This is a genomic window from Rubritalea profundi (assembly GCF_002954445.1).
GTDB classification, from domain to species: Bacteria; Verrucomicrobiota; Verrucomicrobiia; order Verrucomicrobiales; family Akkermansiaceae; genus Rubritalea; species Rubritalea profundi.
The window spans coordinates 2,712,569-2,738,150 of sequence record NZ_MQWA01000001.1 but is presented as its reverse complement, the minus strand read 5'-3'; the positions used below and the strand labels follow the sequence as shown (position 1 = coordinate 2,738,150).

Annotated in this window: 19 protein-coding genes, 2 tRNA genes and 3 pseudogenes; 18 read left to right on the top strand and 6 right to left on the bottom strand. The window is 50.0% G+C overall.

All coding sequences use genetic code 11. The features are described from left to right. Positions 1–97 precede the first annotated feature (97 nt). From BSZ32_RS18900 to BSZ32_RS11960, 9 genes and pseudogenes are all read left to right on the top strand, one after another. Positions 98–262, top strand: a complete 165-nt coding sequence (locus tag BSZ32_RS18900) for a hypothetical protein (protein WP_165788811.1) — start codon at positions 98–100, stop codon at positions 260–262. A gap of 247 nt (positions 263–509) precedes the next feature. Further along, positions 510–2,105 carry a glycine--tRNA ligase gene (locus BSZ32_RS11990; protein WP_105043633.1) on the top strand — a complete coding sequence of 532 codons (1,596 nt, stop codon included), beginning with the start codon at positions 510–512 and terminating at the stop codon, positions 2,103–2,105. 517 nt (positions 2,106–2,622) lie between these two features. Beyond that, the gene (locus BSZ32_RS11985; RefSeq protein WP_105043632.1) at positions 2,623–3,207 is read left to right on the top strand and encodes a TetR/AcrR family transcriptional regulator; all 585 of its coding nucleotides are present in this window, start codon (positions 2,623–2,625) and stop codon (positions 3,205–3,207) included. An 82-nt stretch (positions 3,208–3,289) separates the two neighbouring features. Continuing rightward, a complete protein-coding gene (locus BSZ32_RS20140) occupies positions 3,290–3,412 on the top strand; it encodes a hypothetical protein (RefSeq protein ID WP_276308434.1) in 123 nt (40 codons plus the stop codon). 24 nt (positions 3,413–3,436) lie between these two features. Further along, positions 3,437–4,258, top strand: a pseudogene (locus BSZ32_RS11980) (alpha/beta fold hydrolase); the annotation flags it as partial. Between the two features lie 279 nt (positions 4,259–4,537). After that, positions 4,538–4,966 carry a nuclear transport factor 2 family protein gene (locus tag BSZ32_RS11975; RefSeq protein WP_105043631.1) on the top strand — a complete coding sequence of 143 codons (429 nt, stop codon included), beginning with the start codon at positions 4,538–4,540 and terminating at the stop codon, positions 4,964–4,966. Positions 4,967–5,094: 128 nt separating this feature from the next. Next, a complete protein-coding gene (moeB, locus tag BSZ32_RS11970) occupies positions 5,095–6,222 on the top strand; it encodes a molybdopterin-synthase adenylyltransferase MoeB (RefSeq protein ID WP_105043630.1) in 1,128 nt (375 codons plus the stop codon). Between the two features lie 53 nt (positions 6,223–6,275). After that, a pseudogene (locus BSZ32_RS11965) lies at positions 6,276–6,554 on the top strand (phosphate acyltransferase); the annotation flags it as partial. A gap of 5 nt (positions 6,555–6,559) precedes the next feature. Beyond that, positions 6,560–7,546: a transposase gene (locus tag BSZ32_RS11960; protein WP_105043628.1), complete on the top strand. Its 987-nt coding sequence runs from the start codon at positions 6,560–6,562 to the stop codon at positions 7,544–7,546. Between the two features lie 209 nt (positions 7,547–7,755). Here BSZ32_RS11960 and BSZ32_RS18895 read toward each other — a convergent pair. Then, positions 7,756–7,851, bottom strand: a tRNA-Sec gene (locus tag BSZ32_RS18895). A 232-nt stretch (positions 7,852–8,083) separates the two neighbouring features. Between BSZ32_RS18895 and rpoN the strand changes: the two genes are divergently transcribed. After that, the gene (gene rpoN, locus BSZ32_RS11955) at positions 8,084–9,478 is read left to right on the top strand and encodes an RNA polymerase factor sigma-54 (RefSeq protein ID WP_105043627.1); all 1,395 of its coding nucleotides are present in this window, start codon (positions 8,084–8,086) and stop codon (positions 9,476–9,478) included. Between the two features lie 191 nt (positions 9,479–9,669). Continuing rightward, a tRNA-Lys gene (locus tag BSZ32_RS11950) sits at positions 9,670–9,742 on the top strand. Between the two features lie 288 nt (positions 9,743–10,030). Here the strand turns inward: BSZ32_RS11950 and BSZ32_RS11945 are convergent. Continuing rightward, positions 10,031–10,402: a glutaredoxin family protein gene (locus BSZ32_RS11945; protein WP_105043626.1), complete on the bottom strand. Its 372-nt coding sequence runs from the start codon at positions 10,400–10,402 to the stop codon at positions 10,031–10,033. Between the two features lie 219 nt (positions 10,403–10,621). Here BSZ32_RS11945 and rplS point away from each other — a divergent pair, with 219 nt between their 5' ends. The 3 genes from rplS to ychF all read left to right on the top strand — a co-directional run bounded on the left by rplS (position 10,622) and on the right by ychF (position 13,379). Next, positions 10,622–10,972, top strand: a complete 351-nt coding sequence (gene rplS / locus BSZ32_RS11940) for a 50S ribosomal protein L19 (RefSeq protein WP_105043625.1) — start codon at positions 10,622–10,624, stop codon at positions 10,970–10,972. Positions 10,973–11,170: 198 nt separating this feature from the next. Then, positions 11,171–12,133, top strand: coding sequence for a hypothetical protein (locus BSZ32_RS11935; protein WP_105043624.1), 963 nt, complete (start codon positions 11,171–11,173; stop codon positions 12,131–12,133). A 130-nt stretch (positions 12,134–12,263) separates the two neighbouring features. Continuing rightward, complete coding sequence (gene ychF / locus BSZ32_RS11930; RefSeq protein WP_105043623.1) at positions 12,264–13,379, top strand: redox-regulated ATPase YchF; 1,116 nt, start codon at positions 12,264–12,266, stop codon at positions 13,377–13,379. Positions 13,380–13,459: 80 nt separating this feature from the next. Here the strand turns inward: ychF and BSZ32_RS11925 are convergent, their stop codons facing one another. The 3 genes from BSZ32_RS11925 to BSZ32_RS11915 all read right to left on the bottom strand — a co-directional run bounded on the left by BSZ32_RS11925 (position 13,460) and on the right by BSZ32_RS11915 (position 16,275). Then, positions 13,460–14,992 carry a cell division protein FtsZ gene (locus tag BSZ32_RS11925; protein ID WP_105043622.1) on the bottom strand — a complete coding sequence of 511 codons (1,533 nt, stop codon included), beginning with the start codon at positions 14,990–14,992 and terminating at the stop codon, positions 13,460–13,462. A 121-nt stretch (positions 14,993–15,113) separates the two neighbouring features. Continuing rightward, on the bottom strand, positions 15,114–15,410 hold the full coding sequence (locus BSZ32_RS11920; RefSeq protein ID WP_105043621.1) for a DUF971 domain-containing protein: 297 nt from the start codon (positions 15,408–15,410) through the stop codon (positions 15,114–15,116). Positions 15,411–15,555: 145 nt separating this feature from the next. After that, entirely contained in the window at positions 15,556–16,275 is a 720-nt protein-coding gene (locus BSZ32_RS11915; RefSeq protein ID WP_240610626.1) for a YggS family pyridoxal phosphate-dependent enzyme, read from the bottom strand. Positions 16,276–17,307: 1,032 nt separating this feature from the next. Here BSZ32_RS11915 and BSZ32_RS11910 point away from each other — a divergent pair. From BSZ32_RS11910 to BSZ32_RS11895, 4 genes and pseudogenes are all read left to right on the top strand, one after another. Next, positions 17,308–17,784, top strand: a pseudogene (locus tag BSZ32_RS11910) (RNA-dependent RNA polymerase family protein); the annotation flags it as partial. Positions 17,785–18,035: 251 nt separating this feature from the next. Further along, positions 18,036–22,646, top strand: a complete 4,611-nt coding sequence (gltB, locus tag BSZ32_RS11905; protein ID WP_105043619.1) for a glutamate synthase large subunit — start codon at positions 18,036–18,038, stop codon at positions 22,644–22,646. Between the two features lie 914 nt (positions 22,647–23,560). Beyond that, the gene (locus BSZ32_RS11900) at positions 23,561–23,764 is read left to right on the top strand and encodes a hypothetical protein (protein WP_105043618.1); all 204 of its coding nucleotides are present in this window, start codon (positions 23,561–23,563) and stop codon (positions 23,762–23,764) included. Positions 23,765–23,906: 142 nt separating this feature from the next. Next, entirely contained in the window at positions 23,907–24,326 is a 420-nt protein-coding gene (locus tag BSZ32_RS11895; protein ID WP_129589734.1) for a Fic family protein, read from the top strand. A gap of 180 nt (positions 24,327–24,506) precedes the next feature. Here BSZ32_RS11895 and BSZ32_RS11890 read toward each other — a convergent pair whose 3' ends face one another. After that, positions 24,507–25,463, bottom strand: a complete 957-nt coding sequence (locus tag BSZ32_RS11890; protein WP_105043616.1) for a Fic family protein — start codon at positions 25,461–25,463, stop codon at positions 24,507–24,509. Positions 25,464–25,582: the final 119 nt, after the last annotated feature.

Below are 25,582 nucleotides of genomic sequence, written 5' to 3'. Positions count from 1 at the left end.
CGCCTGGAACTACGCCAATTAAGCTGGTGAGCCCGCCACCGATTGCTCACTTTACAATCAACTCTCAAGCGGAGTAAGGTCTAATAACAACCGTACCATGAAAGCTTCACCCATTATCACTCTAGTAGCAGGAGTTTTCTCTTCCCGCCTGATTCAGCAAGTCACCGTGATTTGCATAGCATTTGGTATATTCCTCCTCGCTTGGTTCATCATAAAGCGCATCTTCCGTTGGATCGGCACCGAGGACGGACGTTTTTTTTAAGCGACGTATTCGCTCGCTCAAACTCCAGGATCAAGAACTACTGAATGCTGAGGGAATTCTTACTAGGAAACCTAAAATCAAAGGTTCCTGAAAATCTACCACTTCTCATTAGGGCTATCTCATTCCTCTGGAATGCTGTGGCTAAGAACAACTGGGAAATGCTTCGGAAGCTGATAAAAGCAGTCAAAGTTCATTCTTGCTCAAGTGCCGCCTCACTGCTTTGATCCGCCTCTAAACACTTTTTATCATGGCTGAAAGAGAAAACACCGACCCACAGAAGATGGAGAAAATTGTCTCCCTCTGTAAGAGCAAAGGCTTCATTTACCAATCCGCAGAACTTTACGGCGGACTCAATGGTTGCTGGGACTACGGCCCACTCGGCGTAGAACTCAAGCGTAACCTCAAAGACTACTGGTGGCGTAAAAACGTCCAGGAACGCGACGACATTCTCGGCATGGATGGCTCCATCCTCACCCACCAGGCAGTACTCACAGCATCTGGCCACGTTGGCGGATTCTCCGATCCAATGTGCGACTGCCTGCTTTCAAAAGCCCGTCTCCGCGCCGATCAAATCGATGCTCAGACTGGCACAGCCTACCACTACACTGGTGCTAGCCACGAGGAATCTGAGTGGTCTATCGAGCGCCCATTCTCCGTACTCATCGATCCTACCGCAAATCAGAACGAGAACAACGCCCGCAAAGTTGCCAAGCAATACTACGCGCAGTTCCTCAACGACAAGCAGATCGCGCCTAAAAAGCTTGCTCTAGCAGGTGAATCCACCACTGAGGAAACTGACACCATTCAGTACAACCCTGAGAATGGCTCACTGCTCACTGAAGCGCGTGAGTTCAACCTCATGTTCCAGACCAAGATGGGTGCGTCTTCTGACGACAACGATCCTAATGCAGTTGCCTACCTTCGTCCTGAGACGGCTCAGACTATTTTCGTCCAGTACAAGAACGTGCTCGATTCCTCACGCGTGAAGATTCCATTCGGCATCGCGCAGATTGGTAAAGCATTCCGCAACGAGATCAACCCACGTAACTTCACATTCCGTTCTCGTGAGTTCGAACAAATGGAAATCGAATATTTCTGTCGCCCAGAAGACGGCCTCCGCCTCACTGAAGAGTGGCTCGAAAAGCGCCTTTCCTTCTATGAAGAAATCGGTGTCCCACGCACAAAACTCCACGTCCTCGACGTGCCTGATGCCGAGCGTGCTCATTACTCAGAGAAAACCTACGACATCGAATACGAATTCCCATTCGGCATCCAAGAGCTCGAAGGTGTCGCCTACCGTGGCGCGTACGATCTAGGCAAGCACCAAGAGCACTCAGGAAAAACCATCGAGTACTTTGATGAAGAAACCAAAGAGCGCTTCATCCCACACGTTGTCGAGCCTTCTGCTGGCTGTGACCGCAGTGTCCTCGCAGTCCTTTGCGAAGCCTACGATGTAGAAGACCTCACCAAAGAAGGTGGAAAGAAAGACGAACGCACAGTCATGCGCTTCAAGCCATGCATGGCTCCTATCAAGGCTGCCATCCTTCCGCTTCTTAAAAATAAGCCCGAGCTCGTAGCCAAGGCAAAGGAAGTCCAACACCTCCTTCAGCCGTTCATGAACATCTTCTACGATGAGACTGCGGCTATCGGACGCCGCTACCGTCGTCAGGACGAAGTCGGCACACCATTCTGTATCGCTATCGACTTCGAAACCCTCGGTGAAGAAACGCAAGATGGTCAGGACCTAACCGACACAGTGACAGTCCGTCACCGCGACTCCATGGAGCAAGAGCGTATCGCTATCAGCGACCTCCTCCCATGGCTCCTCCAGCGTATCCGCTAGAGAAATCCAAAACACTCCAAATGTAAAAGCGCAGGGCTCCGGCTCTGCGCTTTTTTTGTTACTAGCCAAACACATGGTACCGCCACTCTGGACTGCACGTGGCTTGACACCGCTCTGCGGCTGGCTCGGTTTGACGAGCGCGGCGGGGCTTCACCGGTTCCAGCTCCTAGGTCGATGAAGTCATCTCTACCGCGAAAATTTCGAAAGATCCGAAAACTGCCAGCAGGATGAAGCGAGTTCTACCACGAATCTCACCGATCTCACGAATGGCTGCCGGGACGATGAAACGAGTTCTGAGCGCAGATCACACGAATTCAAGACAGATTTTATTGGAGCTGCCCAATACTAGCCACTTGCAACTGAATGCTAGCAGCTCCCCTTAGCTCTTCATTCTTCCCCCCCATTAGTGCGCAGAGACTCTATTCCAGTACCCTCATCTCTAGATGCCAGGTTCACCTTTTATTAATACCACAAAAAATATCTTGACCGACTGGTCGGTTTATGTTTCTCTGTGAGTATGAGCATAGCAGCAACCAAACGTGACGAGATTATAGAAATAGCTTCAGAGCTTTTCTACACTCAGGGATTTGGCGCCACAGGAATCAAACAAATCATAGATGCTGCTGGCATTGCCAAAGGTACTTTTTACACACACTTTGCATCCAAAGAACAACTCGGCGTCGCATGGCTGACTAACAGACACCACGTGTGGAATGCTTGGCTAGAAACCTCACTCACAACTATTGATGGCAGCACGAACAAACTTTCAGCCTGCTTCCAGTTTTTGAAAGATTGGCTCCAGGAAAGTAATTTCAGAGGCTGCGCCTTTCTCAATACAATGGCGGAAACACCCGATTGTGAGAACTCCATGCGCGCCGTTGTCACACAGCACAAGCAGCAGCTTCTTGAAAAGTTTCAGCAACTCACTTCCGAACATTTTTCAGGAATACCTCTGTCACCTGACTCAGCGATTCAACACGGATCGACTATCTACCTCCTCTTTGAAGGCGCACTCGTCGAATCCCAGAACTTTCAGGACACTTGGCCAGTAGACGCAGCTCTGACTCAGGTGCATCAAATTCTCAACTCAAAGGCAGCCTAACCGACCGCTCCCTTTTTTTACACACACAGAAACTGACAGGTCGGTTTAACTTATACCAATATTCAACTAAACAACAAATACCATGAAAACAACAAAACTAAGTAATCGCCTCACTAAAGTGGGCATGACAATTGGAACAGCAGCATTAGCAGCGACAACACCGATACTAACAGCTACTGAAAATGACACCTCAGTGAAATACTGAACCACTGAGGTAGAAAGTCAAAAGGTCTTCTACCGTGAGGCAGGGCCAAAGGATGCTCCAACCATCCTATTACTCCACGGTTTCCCTACCTCCTCTCACATGTTCCGAAACCTGATTCCCCAGCTTGCGGACAAGTACCATATAGTCGCTCCCGACATGCCAGGATTTGGCCAAAGTTCGGCACCAAGCCCGACCGAGTTTGAATACAGTTTTGATCACATGGCTTCAGTGATTGATCAATTCACACAGGAGTTAGATCTCAAGAAATTCAGCCTCTACCTGATGGACTATGGTGCTCCAGTCGGTTTTAGAATCGCCCACAAGCACCCAGAGAAAATTCAAAGCCTAATCATCCAGAATGGTAATGCCTATGATGAAGGCCTCAAGGATTTCTGGAAGCCGATCAAGCTCTACTGGGAAAAGGACACCACTGAGAATAGAAACGCTCTCAAGTCATTGCTCACTATCGAAGCCACAGAATGGCAATACACCCATGGAGTGCGCGATAAATCATCCATCAGCCCAGACAACTGGACCGTAGACCAACGCCTGCTTGACCGAGAAGGTAATAATGAGATCCAGCTCAACATGTTTAAAAGCTATGGGACCAACCCAGCCCTCTACCCACAATGGCAAGAATACCTCCGTACGCACCAACCACCCACACTTATCGTATGGGGGAAAAATGATCACATCTTTCCAGCTGACGGAGCGCATCCCTATAAGCGAGACCTCAAGGATCTCGAATTCCACTTGCTAGACACTGGTCACTTCGCCTTAGAAGAAGATGGAGAGAAGATAGCCGAACTCATGCGCGATTTCTTAGATCGTAAAGTGAAGCACTAACAATATTCGAAACAATAAGCAGCTAGGGCTCCCCCCGCTATTGCTGTTTTATACCATTTTCACAGTTACCTTGGAGTAATGATCGATTTTTAGGTTTGAGAGTAGTCAGCAAAGCTGAATTTCAAGAAACGCTAAACCTTTCCCATTCTAGCAGCGTTCCGCGTCAGTCACATAGCTCGCTATGCTGCTTCCTTGTGCCTTGCTAGAATAGAAAATCTTCAGCGTCATTAAACCAACCTAACTACTCAAATCGTATTATAACCTTCAAAAAATAAAATTATGAATGAGAAAAGACACCCACTCCCCCCCTTCACCCTGCAGACAGCCACCGAGAAAGTTCAGCTGGCAGAAGATGCCTGGAACTCACGCGATCCCGAGAGAGTCTCGCTCGCCTACAGTCAGGACACAGTCTGGAGAAACCGTACAGACTTCCTAACTGGGAGAAATGAAGTCCGCACATTTCTGCAAAATAAATGGGTCAAAGAGCAAGATTACCGGCTCAAAAAAATACTCTGGTCCCACACCGACAACCGAATCTCCGTAAAATTCTTTTACGAATACCACAATAATGCAGGCCAGTGGTTCCGCGCCTACGGCAACGAACAATGGGAATTTAACGCCAATGGCCTGATGACCGAGAGAGAAGCCTCCATCAATGAGATGCCTATCACAGAGCCAAGTCTTCTTCCTAAAGATAGGCTTCGGTAAAACAACTATTCGATTCTTCCCACTTCCCACTTCTCACTTCTCACTTCTCACTTCTCACTTCTCACTTCTCACTTCTCACTTCTCACTTTCTCCTTTCTACTTTCCTACTTTTTCCTTAAAAACAACGCATGCTCACACCTGCCGAGAAGCAACGCTACGCCCGACACTTCACATTACCTGAAGTCGGCGAACAAGGACAAGAGAAGCTCAAGCAGAGCTCGGTTCTCTGTATCGGCACTGGTGGACTTGGCTCGCCAGTGGCTATGTACCTCGCCGCTGCTGGGGTAGGCCGTATTGGCCTAGTCGATGCGGATCACGTGGAGTCCTCGAACCTACAACGCCAAATCATCCACGGTGAATCCTGGGTCGGCAAACCAAAGTTAGACAGCGCCAAGGCACGCATGTTAGAAATCAACCCACACATCGAAGTCGAATGCCACGAAGCACGCTTCACTGCCGCCAATGCCAAGCAGATCGCAGCCAACTTTGATATCATCATCGATGGCACCGACAACTTTCCGACCCGCTACCTCAGCAATGACGTCTCCTTTTTACTAGGGAAACCAAATGTCTACGGCTCCATCTTTCGCTTCGAAGGCCAAATTTCTGTATTCGCCCCCCACCTCGGTGGACCATGCTACCGCTGTATGCTCCCCACCCCACCAGATCCAGGCTCCGTACCCAGCTGTGCAGAAGCTGGCGTTCTCGGCGTCCTGCCCGGAATTATTGGCTCGATGCAAGCGATGGAAGCCATCAAACTGCTGCTGAACATTGGCAAGCCACCACTCGGAAAACTCATCCACTACGATGCGCTCAATACCGAGTTCCGCAGCTTCAACCTACGCAAGGATCCCAAATGCCCACTCTGCGGCGACAACCCCACCGTCACAGACCTCATCGACTACGATGGATTCTGCGGCGTACCTAACACCTCTACTATGAAAGAAATAACCGTACTTGAACTTAAAGAAAAACTCGACGCTGGCCTCGACGGCATCCTCGTCGATGCCCGCACACCGCAGGAAGTCGCAGCAACAGCGCTCGACGGCACCCTCCGCATTCCACTTCAAGAAATCGAGGCACGCTACGCGGAAATCCCTACCGATAAAACGATCTACGTCCACTGCAAAGCTGGCGGACGCAGCGCCAAAGTATGCGCCTTCCTAGCAGCTCAAGGCATCACCAACACTGTGAACATCAAAGGCGGAATCGACGCTTGGCGCGACCTCATCGACCCCAGCTTACCACCAGCGTAAGCTAAACATTCATTTCCAAAAAATAAGCGAGCTAATATTGTCTGTTCCTTGAATTACGTCCAGCTCTACAAATCATTGGAACAGCGCCCGGCTCAAAAGGAGTCTCATCAGTCTTCTTCATGTATCTCCCTGAGCAAGTCCTCGTCTACAGCGACTGCGCCGTGAACCTAGACCCCACACCTGAAATGCTCGCTGACATTGCTGTGCAGAGCACCGCCTCAGCAGAAGCTTTCGGCATCGACCCGAAGGTCGCCATGATTTCCTATTCTACCCTCGGTTCCGGTAGTGGAGCCGATGTTGAAAAAGTCATTGCCGCCACTGAAATAGTTAAAGCTATCTGCTAGATCGATCACAACAGTCGTTTAAGAAAAAAGAAGGTGGCTTCCATGAAGCGCTCGACGGCTTTCACATCTATGCTGGGGATGGTCACTTTCATAGGCCAAGCACTCACGAAGATAGAGATGAAAAGGGTAAAAAACACGCCATCGGTCATCTCTACGCACTCAATTTAAGAAACCGAGACGTCAGCCACCTAGTTCTATCAAGTGATGGCACAAAGAAGAAGCCTCATGATATGGGCACACTCAAGCGTATGGAAATAGACACCCTGAAGCAAGGGGCTAAGAAGGGCCAAAAGGTATTGATTACTTGGGATCGAGCGATTGTCGACTTCGCTCAATGGATGCGATGGAAGCACAATAATGGAATCTATTTCATCACTCGAACGAAAAGCAATATGACCAAGGAGGTGATCGGCGAGCTTCCGTTTGATAAAGGTGATGCCGAAAACTCAGGAGTTCTCAAAGATCAATATATTGGAGCAGGCGAGGCTATTAGAATGATCACTTACCACGACCTAGAAACGAATGTGACCTATGAGTTTATCACCAATTTGCACCACTTGGTTCTTCCTGGCGCTATTGTTCAACTCTACCGCATGAGATGGGATATTGAGAAGGTCTTCGATGACTTTAAAAATAAACTCGATGAGACGAAGGCTTGGTCGAAGAGTCTAACAGCTAAGTGTATGCAGGCTCAGTTTATCGTGCTGGCTTATAATCTTCTTCTTAGAATGCGACAGCATATTGAAGAATCTAAAGATCTCAAAGAAGAGGCAATTATCAAAAAAAGTGAGCAGCGTTGGGGTCAAACAAAGAGGGTTTATGCAGACGCCAAGAAGCCGATACCGTCGTGGCTCGAAAAGCTTCGGAGAATCACTCAGATAAGTGTGAAGTTCATTCGTTGGGCGCGAGCACTATTTACACGGCAATGCTCGTGGGATACACCCTTGGAACTGCTGGATCATGAATACGGCCTAAAATAAACGCCACTTTTAACCACCGATGTTTAGAAAGCCAACACCTCAGCTGTGCAATCACGCAACCAGAGTTCTTCGAATATAGCCCCAGAAACCTCTGCCACTTCTCTGCCAAATACAGCATACACTTGGGGTCATTCCTGTTCACATCGGCAGAAACAACTAAGGGGTTATGACTCAGAAACGTGAACCGTAACCCCTTATTTCATAAGCAATGGCGGAGGGGGAAGGAATCGAACCAACCCAGAACCATAACAGCCCTACAACGGTTTTGAAGACCGCGGTGACCAACCAGGCACACAGCACCCTCCATTGCTTGATGCGGGAAAGTAGCACATCGACGGTAAGGCGCAACTCAGAGAGTTGAATAATTTATTTTGAGGCGCCCTGATTCACACAACCTGCTGAAAATGTGGTAGTTAGCCTCAGAAGAAATCAACGATGTTCGATATGGCACAAAATCTGCTATGCGTATTTTAAGAAGCTGCCTATAATCTCTAGCAGAAGGAAGCTCCCCCTCCTTGACTAGAAATCATCAATTGTATGGCAGGTATCAATCTCCATCAGAACTTGGGTCAATCTCAGGTCATGTCGCCACAGATGCGACAGAGTTTAGAGGTGCTTCAGGCAAACTCGTTAGAGCTTGGGCAAATCCTACAGCAGGCACTTGTCACCAACCCGGTGCTAGAGATAGACAGCAGTGAGGAACAGCTTGAGGAATCCATCAGCCCAGATGCAGAGCACGATATGGAGACGCTCTCCGAGCTCGAAGATGACTTCCGTGAACTCCAGATCACGGAACAGCGCAGCAGTAATGTGGGGATCGACGATGAGGCAAAGCGTGACCACCTCTACAACTCAATCGTGGCGCCAGAGACCCTGCAACAGCACCTGCTAAGCCAACTGGCACTAGCCTCCCTAACTGAAGACACTAAACAGATCGCCACCATCCTGATTGGCTACATCAACGACCGTGGATTTTTCGATTGCAGCCTAGAGGAAATCTCCACTTCTAACAACTTCACATTACGTGAAGCCGAACATGCTCAGGCAGCACTGCAGAACTTTGACCCAGCGGGAGTTGCAGCAGTCGACCTCACTGAATCACTACAGATCCAACTAGCGCGCCGCGATATGCTAGGTTCACTAGAGTACCGCATTGTCAGCGAGTTCCTCGATAGCCTCGCGCGCAAAAAGATCCCCGAAATAGCCCGTAAACTGGGTGTGACCACTGAGTCGGTTAACCTAGCAGCGGAAAGCATTGCAACTCTCACTCCAGACCCTGGTGCTGAATTTGATCCCACATCGAACCCGCACATCACGGCAGACATCCTTGTTTTTAGGAATCTAGCAGGTGACTGGAGTGCGCAACTCACTAACGACAACATCCCAGACATCGCGATCAGCAACGCCTATAAAGATTTGATGGCGAGCACTGATGACAACAAGGCTCGGCAGTACCTGCGTGAGCAAATACGCGATGGCAAAATACTGATACGCTCGGTCTCACAACGGCAGCAAACGCTCTACAAATTAGCGCTTCAGCTGATTCAGCGGCAGCCCGAGTTTTTTGAAACTGGACCAAAGGCGCTCAAGCCAATGACGATGAACGATGTAGCAGAAAGCATCGAAGTTCACCCAGCAACCGTCTCACGCGCCGTTGCCGGAAAGTACGTGCAAACCCCTCACGGCTTAATCGAGCTCCGCACCTTCTTCACCTCCGGTTACACCACCGCAAGCGGGCAAGAAGTTTCGAATACGGGTATTAGGGAAACTATCCAGCAAATTATTGCCGATGAAAACCCGAAGAAACCTCTCTCAGATTCAGCCATTGAGAAAATTCTTAAAGAAAAAGGGATCAAAGTAGCTCGCCGGACGATTGCAAAATACCGAGACCAGCTGAATATCTTACCCAGTCACCTGCGCAAGAATTTCTAAAGAGGCTCATCGATTTTTCATCGTTAGATTCTGACCATTAATCTATTAAGAATATCTCACACTTATTCCTGAAATCCACAAGCAAAGCTCTATCGCAATTCCCTCAAAAAAGTAGCAGAAACTTCTTGCGCCAAAGCTCAAATCACCCTACGTCTCTGCCCGCACCGCAAGGGGCACAAATCACCAATAACGCGCAGGTAGCTCAGTTGGTAGAGCAGTTGGCTTTTAACCAATTGGTCCTGGGTTCGAATCCCAGTCTGCGTACTTTTTATAAACCCGCTACAGCGTAATGCTTAGCGGGTTTTTAGCTCCCCCTCACCCGGCCACCTATGCGTCGACAACTTCCGAGCAGTGTTTTGCTTTCAGCCTCCTTAAGCCAACATCTCGCGGTGCGCACATTACCGTTCAGCTAGCGACTCACTCTGCAGAGCCCACAAGGGACTTTAACCCTCAAGTCAGTGAGGCCTGTCGGCAACAGCACAAAAAAAGCCGTCTCTATAAGAGAACGGCCTTTGATCAGCTCGATTGAGCCAAAGTTGTTACGAAACGGTATTAGTCAATAAACTTAATCTTCTGGGTAGTACCCGGCACTTCGCCTCGCGCCATTGCATCGTGTTGTTCATCTGTACAGGCAGAGTCAGTAGGAGAATCTGCTGCAGTGTCGTTTGCTTCCAGCACATTATTCTCAATCATCCACGCTTCTACTTCATCACCAGAAACATCGGCAAGCATTGTACCATTGATTTCAACACAAGGGCTGAGCGGTTGACCGCTCTTCTGCTCCATCTCCCAGCGGAACGCTGGATTCTTGATGATGTCCTTTTCTTCGAATGGCAGGTCGTACTTGCGCATGATTGCTCGTACTCCCTCACTCCAACCACAATAGGTCTTTAAATACGTCGTAATCTGAATGTCTTTGCTCATAATAAATTTGTTTACTGGACAGACCTTACACCTGCACTCCTGCCGTGCAACTCCAGATTCTAGCGAAAATGAGCACCTCTTCTCTGTTGATCAGGCAGATTCTAGTCCATCAGTCAGAAAATTCCAAAAAACCAGTTGCACTCTTATACAATTTCCTGTAGCAATCCGCCCCGCACACGTCACTCGGCGTATCGAACAATTTTAAACAGGAACAATCCGATGAACATCATTGATAAAATCGAAGCTGAACAGCTTAAATCAGAAGTAGCCGACTTCAATGTAGGCGACACAGTTAAAGTTCACACTCGCGTTGTCGAAGGTGGTAAAGAGCGTATCCAGATCTTCCAAGGTCTCTGCATCGGGCGTAAAGGTTCAAGCGTAAACCAAGCATTCACAGTTCGTAAGATTTCTTACGGTGAAGGTGTTGAGCGTGTGTTCCCAGTTCACTCACCACGCGTATCACACGTTGAAGTTGTAACACGCGGCAAAGTACGTCGTGCTAAGCTTAACTACCTTCGTGACCGTATCGGTAAACGCGCTCTTCTTGTGAAGACTGCCGCTAGAAAGTAATTCTTTCTACTCCATACTTTTTGAAAACGGCTATTGCTCTCAGCAATGGCCGTTTTTCGTGCTAGTTAGCAGTAGATAGTAGCTGGCATTTAGGACTGGGACGATGAAGCCTTGCTCACCAGACAAAGATCAGACTCGTCAACTCAGATGATAGTTTCAACTCGCAAAGAGCGTGACCTAGACTAGCCTTACAAGCACATGCGTATTCCTTGGTATCTCGTAGTCCTCATAGCCACCGCAGTCTTCGGCTGCGCGTTATGGCTTGGCGTGCGCCACAAGGACTTCATCATCGCTCCTGACGACCAAGCCATCGCACAATCAGTCAGCGAGTGGAAGAGAAAGCACCCCTCTCTCCCCCAAAGGAAAAGAGCCCTCCCCTCGCCAAAGCCAGCTACAAAAACAAAAGCTCCGCCCGAGAAACTTAGCGCACCACAAATCCCCCTCGGCCAACTCGAAACTTTCCCGAGCTTAGAGCACTTTCGAGAGCATCGTGACTACGGAACTCATAGCTACATTCAATTAGCCATCCGGCTCGAATCCAGCGGTAAGCTCGACCACGCACTCCTCGCATGGGAACGCGTCATCGACAGCAGCGACACCAACGCTGCACAATCCCTCCAAGCCAGCAAAGCGATCACGAAACTGCAAGTTGCTCAGCCGATTTGGAACACCGACCCTGAGAACAATTTCGACCTCATCCTCCACATCAACACTCCAACTGAGCACAAGACTCAAATCTCAGCTCTACTCGGACAACTCAGCGACGACATTCGAGACGCCTCCAGCTACCAAGTCGCACCACAAATCCTCCTCAAGACCACTCCCCAGCGCGATGGCTACCCAAGCCCACCGATCCGCGTCTGGCTCAGCTCCACCGGCAAACAAGCCAAAGAAACTCCCCAGCTCACTCTCCACTTCAACGAAGGTGAAGCCCCGCTGGGTGAGCAACTCTACATGGCGATCTATCGCTCGATTTCAGGCCAGCTCCAGCAAAGTTCAGAGCTTATGCCTCCTGCGACACTCTCGGCAACGGAAACTCCTCGTGAGTCACTCACCACCAATCTGACCCGCCTTCACTGGAAAGAGCTCTGCAAGTCTCTCCACGTTGAACAAGAGAAGGTCCCCCGCGCCGTGATTATTATTGAAGAGAGAAGTGAGTAGGAAGATTAGGTAGTAACGAGCATTCAGAGCCAGGGCCCTGACCCGTGCCGCTCTATACTTCCTAGTCACTACTCACTAGTTCTCCGCAATTTAGCTTGAATGTTCCATTTGCTCTACTAGCGTCCGCTGCATGCTCCAAGCAGGAATCGTAGGCCTACCAAACGTCGGAAAATCCACCCTATTCAACGCAGTCACCCGCACACGCAAGGCGGAGGCGGCGAACTATCCATTCTGTACTATCGACCCGAATATTGGCGTCGTCACAGTGCCGGATGAACGACTCGCTGTGCTCAGTGATCTTTCAGGATCCAAAAAGCTCATCCCAACCGCAATCGAGTTCGTCGACATCGCCGGTCTGGTGGAAGGAGCCTCTGAAGGAGCGGGCCTCGGTAACAAGTTTCTCGCCACTATCCGCGAAGTTGACGCCATCGTTCAAGTTGTTCGTTGTTTTGAAAATGACGACATCATCCACGAACTCGGATCAGTCGATCCAGTCCGCGACATCGAAATCATCAATGGTGAGCTCATCCTTGCCGACATGGCTGCGATGGAAAAGCGCCGCTACTCGCGCGCTAAAAAAGCCAAGAGCGGCGACAAAGAATCCAAGGCTGAAGTCGACCTCATCGACAAACTCATGCCCCACCTCGAGGACTGCAAGCCAGCCATCACTCTCGAACTCAACGACGACGAGCGTCTACTGCTTAAAGAATTCTCCCTACTCTCCAACAAGCGTTCTATCTTCGCCTGCAACGTCTCCGAAGCCGACCTCGCAGGAGCAACCGAAGATCCAATGTCCCATCCTCTTGTCTCTAAAGTAGTGGAACTCGCGAAGGCAACTCACGGCGCCGAAGCCGTCATCATCTCCGCTCAAATCGAAGAAGAATTGATGGACCTCGACGAAGCCGACGTGGCTGAATTCCTCGCTGACATGGGAGTTACCGATTCTGGTGTATCCACCCTCATCAAGGGCGTGTACAACCTCCTAGGTCTCCGCACTTACCTCACCACTGGCGTCCAAGAAACTCGTGCATGGACAATCATCGCGGGCGATAAGGCGCCTGTCGCTGCCGGCGTGATCCACACCGACTTTGAAAAGCAATTCATCCGCGCTGAAGTTATCAGCTACGAAGACTACGCCACACACAAAACCGTCGGAGCCGCCCGCGAAGCTGGTGCCCTCCGCGCTGAAGGCAAGGAATACGTCGTCCAAGACGGCGACGTCATCAACTTCCTGACCGGAGCTTAATTTAGCTGCTAGATATATTTTAAAAGAAAAAGCCACTCACCTAACAGTGAGTGGTTTTTTAGCTTTAAAATCAAATCTCCCTAACGCTTATTGCGCAAGTACGGTGGAATATCGAGGTCTTCTCCGTCCACAAGATTAGGCGCTTCGCCCTCGAACTTGCCACGCGGCCCACCGTCTAGTTCTAACTCAGCTTGAGAGCCCTTTACTGCAGCAGCAGCCGACTTCATTGCTTCGTCTATAAGATCACCAGTGACTTCTTTTTCTAACTCCTCAAACATCGTCACCTCATCGACCTCATCCGAGACTGATTCCTCAGCCACTTGATCGACTTCTACTGACACCTCCTCCACGGACTGCTCGTCAGACACTTCCGCTTCTAACTCTTCATCAGGAAGCAAGGCGACCTCGCCTTCAATAAGTGATTCAGCTTCCTCGACTACCACAATAGACTCAGAAGAATCCACTTCTTCAGCCATTTCAGAAAGTTTATCCAAAAGGCTCCCCTCTGAGGCCACTTCGATGTTCAACTCTTCTTTAGCAAGCTCTTCCTCCACAACAGGCTCTACGGCAATCGGATCTTCAAGCTCGACAACTTCGGGAAGTTCTTCAACAGCAACCACAGTCTCTTCTTGCTTCACAAAGCTACCTTCCGGCAAAGAACTAATGATCGTGACACTCAGGCTATCACCCATATTCGGATCTACTGCTACTCCAAATAAAATATGCGCATCGTCCGGAACGTGCTTGCTGAGATCACGCATCAAGAGCTCGACCTCAAACAGCGTCATCCCCTCGCCACCACAGACATGCACCAATGCTGTCTTGGTATTCTTGAGCAGGCGACCCTTGTCCAACAATGGACTTGTAAGAGCATTTTGCAGCGCAGCTTGACTACGATTTTCACCCTCAGCCACCCCTGAGCCGAATAGACAACGGGAGCGAGTCGCGCTGAGCGAGCTCATCAAATCATCTAAGCCGATATTGATAATACCTGGCTTAACGACCAACCGTGTCACAGCCTGAATACTTTCAGAAATCATTCTATCTGCCGCAGCAAAAGCTTCGTGAATCCCTTGGGAAGCTAGAACCAACTCACCCATACGGCCATTCTCAAAGGTGACTAAGGCATTTGCTATCACGGAAAGTTCCTTGAGCGCTGTCTCAGCCTGATCACGCCGACGTTTCCCTTCAAATTCAAAGGGCATGGTTGCAAACACCACTACAAAAGCGCCAAGCTCCCGAGCTATTCTCGTCACCAATGGCGCAGCTCCTGAGCCTGTGCCGCCACCAAGACCGACACAAACAAACACCATTTTCCGATCTCTCAGAGCATCGCGAATTTCTGTCTCCTGCTCCTTAGCCGCACGCTCACCATGAGCTGGATCACCGCCACATCCCAAGCCCATCGTGAGATTTGCACCTAACTGAACTTTTTCAGAAGCCACCGAACTGGTTAGTGAACGCGCATCTGATGCCAGAGCTAACAACTCAGCCCCCAGCATACCGTCGAGAGCCACACGGTCGATCATATTCAATCCCGCGCCCCCTACACCGATAATTTTAACTTGGGAGTCTGGAATGGTCTGCTGCTCGTCGCGTTGGTATTCAATCATGGTCGCTTAAAAATGGTTAAGCATTCCTTACTATTTCCCTCCAGCTTTGACCAGTCGATAAAACCTAATACTGAAATTCATCAGGAAACCTGCAGTAACAAAACGCCGCCCGACATAACACCTATTCCCCTAATTTACGCAGGTATTCATAACTGAAAATCCCAGTCGAGTGGCCATCGGCCCAGTGGAATGCAATCGCGTAGCCTCCGACATTCTCCCAGCGCACGAGGGTGAAACTCTTCTCGTTGTAGTGTACTGGAGGCTTCACCACACGACCGAGCGCATCTGGCTCACCTTGACAGTTGGCACACGGGCAAGCCTTACGCAGTTCATCATGCTTGATGTAAGTTTCGAGGCCATCGCCCCACGCCAGTGCCAATTCGTCACCAATGCTTGCGATGTTTTCAAGTTTGAGCATGAAGCGGGCTTAGTCGTTTGAGTCGCTTGTAGCAAGTGGCAAGTGGCTAGAATACTTAGCGCGACCGTCTCGGTTACCTCGTTATTCCCTGTGATGAATACACCATTTGCCTTCGGATCGATTTAAAGCGACCGAGACGGTCGCGCTACTTCTGATAGTTTCGGCCACCGAAGATCGAGCTGCCGACTCTAACCATGGTGGCACCTTCTTCGATAGCTACTTCGAAGTCTCCACTCATCCCCATGCTGAGTTCTGGGAGTTCTACTCTGTGTTTATCGATGAGTTCATCGCGTAGAGTCACCATCGCTTTGAAAAACTTTCTCGCCTGATCGGGCTCGGCAACCGCAGGCGGGATACACATCAACCCTCGGAGCTCGATATTCTCGAGAGCTACCATTTCTGAAAACTGTTCACCAAGTCCATCGAGTGTGAATCCCCCTTTGCTGAGCTCCGCACCGATATTGACCTGCAAGAGCACCTTTGGTTTCACTCCTAAATCAGCGGCAACCCCATCGGTATATTTCGCTAGTTTGAGTGAATCAATGCTGTGCACCCAGTGAAAAAGGTCTAACACCTTCCGTACTTTATTGCGCTGAAGTCCACCGATGTAGTGCCACTCAAGGCTCTGATCCATCGCCGGAATTTTGTCCTGCCCCTCTTGAAGTTTATTTTCACCAAAAATATTCTGCCCAGCATCAACAGCGAGCTGCACGTGATCCACTGGCCAGGTTTTAGAAACCGCCACTAACGACACCGAATCAGCAGTTCGCCCAGAGCGCTCTGCCGCCTCCGATATTCGCTGCTTCACTGCTACTAAATTACGCGCGACATCATTCATGCCGCCATCCTCATTTCCCAACGACAAAAGGCAATAGCTATTTTCTTGCAACGCATTCTCTGTTCATTATTACTAAGGCGAGAAAATCGCATCGAAGCTAAGTTTGGGAGAAATCCTTCTCTGAGGTAACCTCAGGGCATTTATTTAACTACTACGCGGCAAAGCAAAGGGTGCGTCCCACCACACTGGGAGGAGCCCTTCGCCATACGAGATTGGTTAGCTTCGATGTTGATTTTCTTCATTTTTGGCAATTCGTATGGATGTATTAGAAAGGTTAGCAATTCTCATACTAAGTGGAGAACTCACGTTCGACGCTTTGGATCAGCGTCTGGAATCCTGCTTTGAAAGTCAGCGAACATTCCGACACAAACTCATTCACCGGCTAATCGAACATTTTGGTGTTGGCAGCAGACCCTCCATTCGGGCCGTCAAAGAATGGCTTAGTAATGACCCAGCACTGCGGCGAAAAAAACAACGGAGAATCACTTTATATCCTGACACCCTTCCTGTCACGATGGCAACGGATCGCACCCTTTCCTCTGACTGGAATGTTCTTAGTATCTGCACTATAGGAAAGCTGGCTCACTGGCTAGATATCTCGCCGGAAGAACTCGATTGGTTTTCGGGGGAAATGCACTTCACCTCTGGAAGCACGAAACTCTGTCACTACAACTACAAAACTATAGCTAAAAGAAGCGGCGCAATGAGGTTGTTAGAAATCCCAAAGTGGCGATTAAAGATGATCCAACGTCGAATACTTCATGGTATTTTGGATCGCATTCCGTCACATGATTGCCCACACGGATTCAAACAAGCTAGATCCATTTTCAGTTTCACCCAACCCCACAAAAATAAAAAGGTAGTTCTTAAATTTGATTTGAAAGACTACTTTTTGAGCACTGAGCGAGCACGTGTTAGATCTCTATTTCATCTGGCTGGCTACCCACCGACAATTTCTAGACACCTCGCTGGTCATGCTGTCATCAGGCAAACCCGCATCACTTGCCGAACGACCTCAAAGGAAAGTGGCTCTAAGAGCGGCCACATCTTCCCCAGGGTGCACCAAGCTCACCAGCACTTGCGGACAAGTTACTCTACCGACTTGATCTTAGATTACAGGGGCTCGCTAAAAAAATGGCTTTATCCTTCACCCGCTACGCCGATGACATCGCATTTTCTTCAGACAAGCCACTGGGCAATAAATCCATTGCATCGTTCACCCTGTTGATCGAAAACATTATTTCTGAAGAGGGGTGGCAACTTAATCGTCAGAAAACCAGAGTGATGCGACAAAGCCAACAACAACGGCTCACGGGACTAGTCGCCAACCAAGGGACCAATCTACCCAGAAAAGAATACGATCAAATCCGAGCGATACTTCATCAATGTAAACAGCATGGATTTGAGGCTAAAAACAGAGAGTGCCATCCTAACTTCGTCGCCCACCTCGAAGGACGTATACAATGCATCCTTCAATCAAACCAAAAACGCGGTGAGAAGCTGATGACCACGCTGAAAGGGATTTCTTCACACTAAACTCGAGTTTCTTTTCACCTGCAGATCTGCGCTTAGCTCTTACTCTACTTGTGCCTCCAGACTGGAAATAGCCCCCTCCCCCCACTTGCATTTACCAGAAGCGAGCAGAGATTCGAATCGCTGCCACATTTCACGCTTTCCAAGTAGGCTTTAACCCTTTTAAATGCAGAGCCGTGCAGGCATTCTACCTGCAAGGAATGGCAAACTCACCCGAGCAGCGACATAAACTTTTCACACTCAATCATTAGGATATGAAGACCAGCCCATACGATCAACGATTCACACCGGACACCACCGGCTCCCTTCACTCATTTACCAACGAACGCGACAACTGTGGCATGGGCGCTATCGTCCAGATTCACGGTAAAGCATCGAAAAATATTCTCGACCTCGCAGTTGAGTCGGTTTGCAACATGACCCACCGTGGAGCTGTTGACGCAGACATGAAAACGGGTGACGGCTCTGGTATCCTTTCACAAATTCCGCGACCACTTTTCGCACGCGAAGCTAAAAAGCTAGGATCTGACGCAGCTGCTGAAGACATCGCTGTTGGTGTGTTCTTCCTACCACGCGACAACGAGTCCTGCCACGCAGAGATCCAAGCACTCGCTGAAAAGACAGTGAAAGAGCGTGGTATAAACATCATCGGCTGGCGCGTATGCCCAGTCGCACCTGAAGAACTCGGCGAACTCGCTCAGAAGACTCGCCCACACGTTCTCCACTTCCTCATGTCCAAGCCATCAGGCTGGGAGGAACTCCAGTTCGAGCGCCAACTCTACCTTGCGCGCCGCACTATCGAGATCGCAACTGCCGAGACCGCAGGCTTCTACATGCCTACATTCTCTAGTCGCTTGATTTCCTACAAGGGACTCGCAATGCCAGCTACCTTGAAGGCGTTCTATCTCGACATGCAGGACGACGACTTCCACACAGCGATCGCTCTCTACCACCAACGCTTTTCCACCAACACCTTCCCAGCTTGGCCACTCGGCCAGCCGTTCCGGATGGTGGCACACAACGGTGAGATCAACACAGTCCGCGGCAACCGCAACTGGCTCGCATCCCGTGAAGAACTTTTCGAATCCGACATCTGGGGCGACGACGTTGCTCTGCTCAAGGATCTCACCTCCGACAACGAGTCTGACTCCGCGTCACTCGACCACGCACTTGAGCTTCTCGCACTTTCCGGTCGTTCGATCGAGCACTCCATGTGTATGCTCGTCCCTCCAGCATTTATCAACGACAAGGACATCTCCGAAGAGCTTCAAGGCTTCTACAAGTACCACAGCTCGTTCTCCGAGCCTTGGGACGGTCCAGCTGGTCTCGTTTACACAGACGGAACTAAGCTCTGCGCATCACTCGACCGCAACGGTCTCCGCCCATCACGCTACGTGCTCACTGAAGACGGCCTCCTTTACATCGGCTCAGAGGTTGGTGCTATCCAAGTAGACGAAACATCTATTGTCGCCAAAGGCCGTCTCGGACCTGGTCAGATGCTTCTAGCTAACCTTGCTGACGGCACTCTCACTAAGGATCGCGAGATCAAAGAAGGCCTTGCCAAGCAAGCTCCTTACCGCCGCTGGGTCGACGAAAACCAAGTCAACCTTCGCGACTACATTTCACCAGAGCCACAGGTTCCCGCTGTAGACTTCGAAGAAACGGAAATCAAACGCCTTCAGATCATGAACGGCATCAGTGACGAAGACCTCGCTATGGTATTCCCACCAATGGTAAAGGGCGCTCAAGAAGCGGTCTACTCCATGGGTAATGACATCCCGCTAGCGATCCTCTCCACCTACCCACGACTTCTTTACACATACTTCCAGCAACTCTTCGCACAGGTCACCAACCCACCGATCGATCCGATCCGTGAGTGGGCAGTGATGTCACTCGAAGCCGGTCTCGGCTCTGAGCGTAACCTTCTCGGCGAAACTCCTGAGCACGCTAAGATCATCAACCTCGAGTCCGCTATTCTCCTTGAGCAAGAGCTCGAGAAGATCAAGCAGATGGACGAATACGGATTCAGCTCTATCCAGCTCGACACCACTTGGCCAATCAGCGAAGGCGCAGACGGAATGCTCCAAGCAGTCCAGCGTGTTTGCGCACAAGCTGAAGATGCTGCCGACGCCGGCACTGCTATCGTCATCCTTTCAGATCGCGCCGCCTCACCTGAGCGCGTAGCGATCCCAGCACTGCTCATCACAGGAGCAGTTCACCACCACCTCAACCGCGTTCGCAAGCGTCTCAGTTCATCTCTCGTAGTTGACACCGCTGAAGCGCGCGACACGCACCAGATCGCCTGTCTCTTCGGATTCGGTGCTACGGCAGTTTGTCCTTACCTTGGTTACGCGACTGTCCGTCAGGTCATCGCTACCGACACCAAAGGCAAACTCGGTGACGACATGACTCCTGAGGTTGGCATGAAGAACTACCGCAAGGCGCTTGAAAAAGGCATCCTCAAGATTATGTCCAAGATGGGCATCTCCGTGCTCAACTCCTACCAGAGTGCGCAGATCTTCGAAGCTATCGGCATCGGCAACGACGTCATCGACACATGCTTCACCGGCACCAAGTCCCGCATCGCAGGAGTTGGCTTCGCGGAAATTGCTGCTGAGTCCATCATCCGTCACCAGTCCGCACACAGCGACCTTATCGACGGCACTGAGCTCGAGCTCGGCGACCCAGGCTACAACCGTTACCGCAAGACTGGTGAGCGCCACGCGATCACTACCGACGTCATCAAGAACTTCCACACATTCGTCAGAAATGGCAAAAAGGAAGACTACGACGACTACGTCCAAGCCTCTCTCGAGACTGGCCCAGTAGCCATTAAAGACCTCTTCGAGTTTGTGCCTCCAGCATCTGGCGCAATTTCAATCGACGAAGTTGAGCCAATCGAAGACATCCGCCGCCGTTTCACTACAGCAGCAATGTCCATGGGCGCACTTTCTCCAGAAGCACACGAGACTCTCGCTATCGCAATGAACCGCATCGGCGCTAAGTCCGACTCCGGTGAAGGTGGTGAAGATCCAATTCGCTTCAAGAAATACCCGAACGGCGACCTCGCGAAATCTCGGATCAAGCAGATCGCTTCTGGTCGATTCGGTGTCTCCGCTCACTACCTCGTCAATGCTGACGAACTTGAGATCAAAATGGCACAGGGCGCCAAGCCTGGTGAAGGTGGTCAGCTTCCTGGCCACAAAGTGAATGGCATCATCGCTCGTCTGCGTAACACGCAGCCAGGTGTGCAGCTCATTTCCCCACCACCGCACCACGACATCTACTCAATTGAAGATCTCGCCCAGCTGATCCACGACCTCAAGGAAATCAATCCGAGAGCAAAAGTGACAGTGAAGCTCGTATCCTCAGCTGGTGTTGGAACAGTCGCCTCCGGTGTTGCTAAAGCATCCGCTGACGTGATCCTCATTTCCGGCCACGACGGCGGAACTGCAGCATCCCCACTCTCTTCTACCAAGCACTGTGGACTCCCATGGGAGCTCGGTCTGGCAGAGGCGCAGCAGACACTCCTCGCTAACAATCTTCGTACCAAAGTCACTCTCAGAACGGACGGCGGCATGAAGAATGGTAAGGACATCGTCACCGCAGCCATCCTCGGAGCTGAAGAATACAACTTCGGTACTATCGCGATGATTGCCATGGGTTGTGTTTACGTTCGTAAGTGCCACCTCAACAACTGCCCAGTGGGTGTTGCGACTACTGATCCTAAGTGGCGCGCAAAGTTCAAAGGAACTCCTGAGCAGGTGATCAACTTCTTCAACGCAGTTTCCCAAGAAGCACGTGAAGTCATGGCAAGCCTAGGAATCAAGAAGCTCGACGACCTCATCGGTCACCCAGAGTACCTTCGCCAGCGCGAAGTCCCTGAGCACCCGAAGGCAAACCTCATCGACCTTTCTACCGTCCTCAAGGACATGACTCCAGAAATTTCCAAGATGACAGGCACTCCTGTATCTGAGATTGCCCGCATCTGTAAGCAAGATCGCAACGATGGCATCGACAAGCCAGCGCTCGACCTACAGATCCTCAAAGATCTCTACGCAAAGATCGGCTCAGAAGACCTTAGCGTCCTCATGGACCGCGCTCCGGTGAACCTCAGCTATAATGTGGTCAACACCGACCGCAACATCGGCACACGCCTTTCCGGGCGTGTCGCAGAAGTCTTCGAAAACCGCGGACTCCCAGCAGGATCAATCAACCTCACAATCAACGGTTCCGCAGGTCAGTCCTTCGGTACATTCCTCGCAGGCGGAGTCACACTTGACCTCATCGGTGAAGGCAATGACTACGTAGGTAAAGGCATGGCAGCTGGCAGCATCAAGGTGCGCCCAGTCGACGGTCACCAGTTCGAAGCGCACGAAAACTCTATCGTCGGTAACACATGCCTCTACGGAGCAACTGGCGGAGAGCTCTTCGTCAATGGCCGCGCAGGTGAACGCTTCGCCGTGCGTAACTCCGGAGCAACAACAGTTGTTGAAGGAGTTGGTGATCACGGTTGTGAGTACATGACTAACGGACTCGTAGCGATTCTCGGCCTCACAGGTCAGAACTTCGGTGCAGGTATGTCCGGCGGTACTGCCTACGTCTACGACGAAGACGGTCGCTTCCAGTCACGCATCAACACCGAGATGGTCAAACCACTTCCGATCAAGCGCGCTGAAGACATCGCCGAGCTCAAACTACTCATCGAGAAGCACGCCGAACTCACCGGCTCAGCTCGCGCTAAAAAGTTCCTAGCCAACTGGGAAAAGACCGTGAAGAAGTTCATCCGCGTCATCCCCAAGGCCCGCGCGTCCCTCGAGAAAGCAGAAGAGCAACACGAAGCAGCCTCCACACCAAACGCGTAACGTAGAAGAGGCTTCCAGCCTCTTTACCATATCTCCAAAGACCTCACCCTATTCTAGGGATGAGGTCTTTTTGCGTATCGTGACGGCGGTTTCCAACCGCCTAGTCCATCCTAGGCGTGGCGGTTAGAAACCACCGCCACACTAAAACAAAGCCCGCCCGGAGAAAGCCAAGCGGGTTATTCGTGCGGAAATGCTTACAGATGTGCGGATTCAATTATATTCACACCATTTTATGCTAATTTGTTTATTTCCCAGTCATTTCATGCGATTTCAATTACCGCCCCATGCCCCGAATTTCGGAGTCCACCTCACCTCACTGGAGGTGAATAACTCCATAGCCACCAGTCAGCGCACAGCGATGTCTGGGGGTATCCATAGATGCCGAAGGCATCGCACTTCTCTGGCAGTGTTGGCCCCCAATTAGGCCAATCTCCCCACTCTTCATAGGATCTACTACAACAAAACAGCTTAAGTTCGCGCACTCAAGACTGCCCATATTTACACGTAGTTCAACTGATGCATAGCGTTTGATGTCGAGCTATCAATTTTCAAGATCACTTATAGATAAAGGGATGCAGAACTCAGCCTCAGATATTGTGTGTCTAGGTCTGCACGCGCCCTTTACCGTGGCATCTTAGAGGAAATGCAATGGTCTGCCCCCATATGCACATCTCCACATCGGCGCCCATCGGAAGTTTCAAATGCTACTTGTCTGATGGGTAGATGACTAAGGTTGATTTTGTATTTCTACTGCGGCCTCATTTATGGGCTGAGGGACGCTATTAGAGGTAGTAAGGGTGGATTTCGAGTTGACTGAACTTAGTTGATCGTCTACCAACCAGCAAAGCGGAGCTAATCCGATCCTGTCGATCAGCCAGTTCTTTCAATTTTTAACTACAAATCTAAACACTATTATGGCCAAAACAACATTAGAACGTAACCCAAGCAGAAGTCGTCCAACAAAGTCAGCTGGAGCAAGAACTCAGCGAGTAAAAGCGCAACGCCGCCGCCTTGTCGCTCTAGGTGTGGACGAAGCTACTGTTGCAGCAATGGACTCAAGTGCAGTTCGTGCAATGCTTAAGTACCCAAAGAAGGTGACTGCATCTCTTAAAGGATAATTTTTCTTCTCACGTTGCCTAGTCTTACTGATTAGGCCGATATATCCCCATGCTACTCTGATTTTTTTGAGTTGCATGGGGATTTTTTTGCTCCGGCTGGGAAATTGCATGCCAGCCATTTAGTAGCGGGTTCTCCTATATTGTGTGTCTTTTAGTGCGCGCTAAAAACCTCACCGCATACTATGAATCTATCAGTGTTGGAGATTCTCACAATTACTATATGGGCCGTGCCGAGGCCGATATTTCTCATTGGGTAGAATACTTTTGCGGAGGGATGGCAGACTCGTTCTCGCATGTTCAGTCTCAAGCAGAACAAATGAAGTCGATTCCTGATCAGAGCTCGCTACTCAGGGAACTAGATCAACGCCAAAAGCTAGTACTCGCACTCTTTAGAAATAGCCGATTTTTGAGCACCGGTGAGATTGCTAAAATTTTAGGTATTCAGCCCAGAGCTACTCTCAACCTTTGTAAATCATGGGTAGAATCAGGATTCCTATTACAAGAAGGTGAACGTCGAGGGCGACGCTATGAACTGGCTAGTAAATGGCTGGAGCTTCTCTAGTCTCCATTCACACATATCTATAAACCTCGCCGGACGTTTTGGAAAACATCCATGCCTAGGTGAATGGTGGATGTATCAGGCTCGTTCTCCGAGAACCCCTGAACAACCGACCCCGTCGAGCTCTCAAGTCAGCTTTCGGACTTTGTACTCCGAATCAAGACGCGCCTGTAACATCCCGAACTAAGAGAATCTATAGAGAGTGAGAGCTTTATCTCCACTCTTCTCCAGCAACTTCTCATCCACGCCAACCCTCAAATCTCTACTCGCTGTGGCAGTTGAGATGGTCTTGTGAAGATCGAGGTAGTCTTTCCTTGAAAAAGACGTATCTGAAAAATGCTTTCGCGCATTCGTCAATCTATCAATGGGTGTTGTCGTTTTGGGCCTAAATACCTCCATGAAATCTTCTAGAGATTTCATGATCATCTCGAGAGAGAATTCTATAAATTGTGTGGATTCACCAGCGTGATCACATTGCTCTAGAGTGTTGTAGTATTGCTTCTGGTGATCTTTGATTAACGACTCAACAGGAATGTACTCAAAGACCTCGTGATAGTGATACAACATCAAGGTATGCCAGAATCGGCCTATCCTGCCATTACCACCTTGGAACGGGTGAATGAATTCGAACTCATAGTGGAACACACATCCCTGAATAAGCGCATGCGTGTCGGTTTTAAGAAACTTAAATAAGTCGTCCATCAAGTAGGGAACCCGTTCAGCTGGCGGGGCCATGTGCGAGATTTCATCGCCTTTCATCACTCCCACGTTCCCAGACCTCCACCTGCCAGCTTCTGCAATCAGTCCCTTCATGATGACTGCATGAGACTTTAGTAGGTGCTTCTGATTTGCAGGTTTATAGATGGGGAGGTTCTCGTAAGCAGCATTAGCATTAAGAACTTCTTGGATATCGTTCTTGGGTGCAATCACCCTCTTCCCATCGAGAATGGCCGTGACTTGTTCTAAATCCAGCGAGTTACCCTCGATTGCCAAACTACCTTGTAGCGTTCTAACCCTGTTTGATTTACGTAGTTGCGGCTGAGGCTTAGGGTGGTCTAAACTTTCAATACGACCAATCAATCTCTCGATAGTTGAGACTAGGTTGAGGATTTTATCTGTAATCGCGAAAGGTGGCTTCATGCGTGATAGTATCAAGTGATACTATCATGAATCAAGATAAAGGTGATACGATCGCGAGCTACAGGATTTTTGCGTCGGCTCCAAATCACTTAGTCTAGAGGCTAAAGAGGCTGGAAGCC

What these genes read in the sequence shown, in the direction of transcription:
- BSZ32_RS18900 (WP_165788811.1), top strand. Translation starts at nt 98, where the DNA reads ATGAAAGCTTCACCCATTATCACTCTAGTAGCAGGAGTTTTCTCTTCC.
- BSZ32_RS11990 (WP_105043633.1), top strand. Translation starts at nt 510, where the DNA reads ATGGCTGAAAGAGAAAACACCGACCCACAGAAGATGGAGAAAATTGTC.
- BSZ32_RS11985 (WP_105043632.1), top strand. Translation starts at nt 2,623, where the DNA reads ATGAGCATAGCAGCAACCAAACGTGACGAGATTATAGAAATAGCTTCA.
- BSZ32_RS20140 (WP_276308434.1), top strand. Translation starts at nt 3,290, where the DNA reads ATGAAAACAACAAAACTAAGTAATCGCCTCACTAAAGTGGGCATGACA.
- BSZ32_RS11975 (WP_105043631.1), top strand. Translation starts at nt 4,538, where the DNA reads ATGAATGAGAAAAGACACCCACTCCCCCCCTTCACCCTGCAGACAGCC.
- moeB (WP_105043630.1), top strand. Translation starts at nt 5,095, where the DNA reads ATGCTCACACCTGCCGAGAAGCAACGCTACGCCCGACACTTCACATTA.
- rpoN (WP_105043627.1), top strand. Translation starts at nt 8,084, where the DNA reads ATGGCAGGTATCAATCTCCATCAGAACTTGGGTCAATCTCAGGTCATG.
- BSZ32_RS11945 (WP_105043626.1), bottom strand. Translation starts at nt 10,402, where the DNA reads ATGAGCAAAGACATTCAGATTACGACGTATTTAAAGACCTATTGTGGT.
- rplS (WP_105043625.1), top strand. Translation starts at nt 10,622, where the DNA reads ATGAACATCATTGATAAAATCGAAGCTGAACAGCTTAAATCAGAAGTA.
- BSZ32_RS11935 (WP_105043624.1), top strand. Translation starts at nt 11,171, where the DNA reads ATGCGTATTCCTTGGTATCTCGTAGTCCTCATAGCCACCGCAGTCTTC.
- ychF (WP_105043623.1), top strand. Translation starts at nt 12,264, where the DNA reads ATGCTCCAAGCAGGAATCGTAGGCCTACCAAACGTCGGAAAATCCACC.
- BSZ32_RS11925 (WP_105043622.1), bottom strand. Translation starts at nt 14,992, where the DNA reads ATGATTGAATACCAACGCGACGAGCAGCAGACCATTCCAGACTCCCAA.
- BSZ32_RS11920 (WP_105043621.1), bottom strand. Translation starts at nt 15,410, where the DNA reads ATGCTCAAACTTGAAAACATCGCAAGCATTGGTGACGAATTGGCACTG.
- gltB (WP_105043619.1), top strand. Translation starts at nt 18,036, where the DNA reads ATGAAGACCAGCCCATACGATCAACGATTCACACCGGACACCACCGGC.
- BSZ32_RS11900 (WP_105043618.1), top strand. Translation starts at nt 23,561, where the DNA reads ATGGCCAAAACAACATTAGAACGTAACCCAAGCAGAAGTCGTCCAACA.
- BSZ32_RS11890 (WP_105043616.1), bottom strand. Translation starts at nt 25,463, where the DNA reads ATGAAGCCACCTTTCGCGATTACAGATAAAATCCTCAACCTAGTCTCA.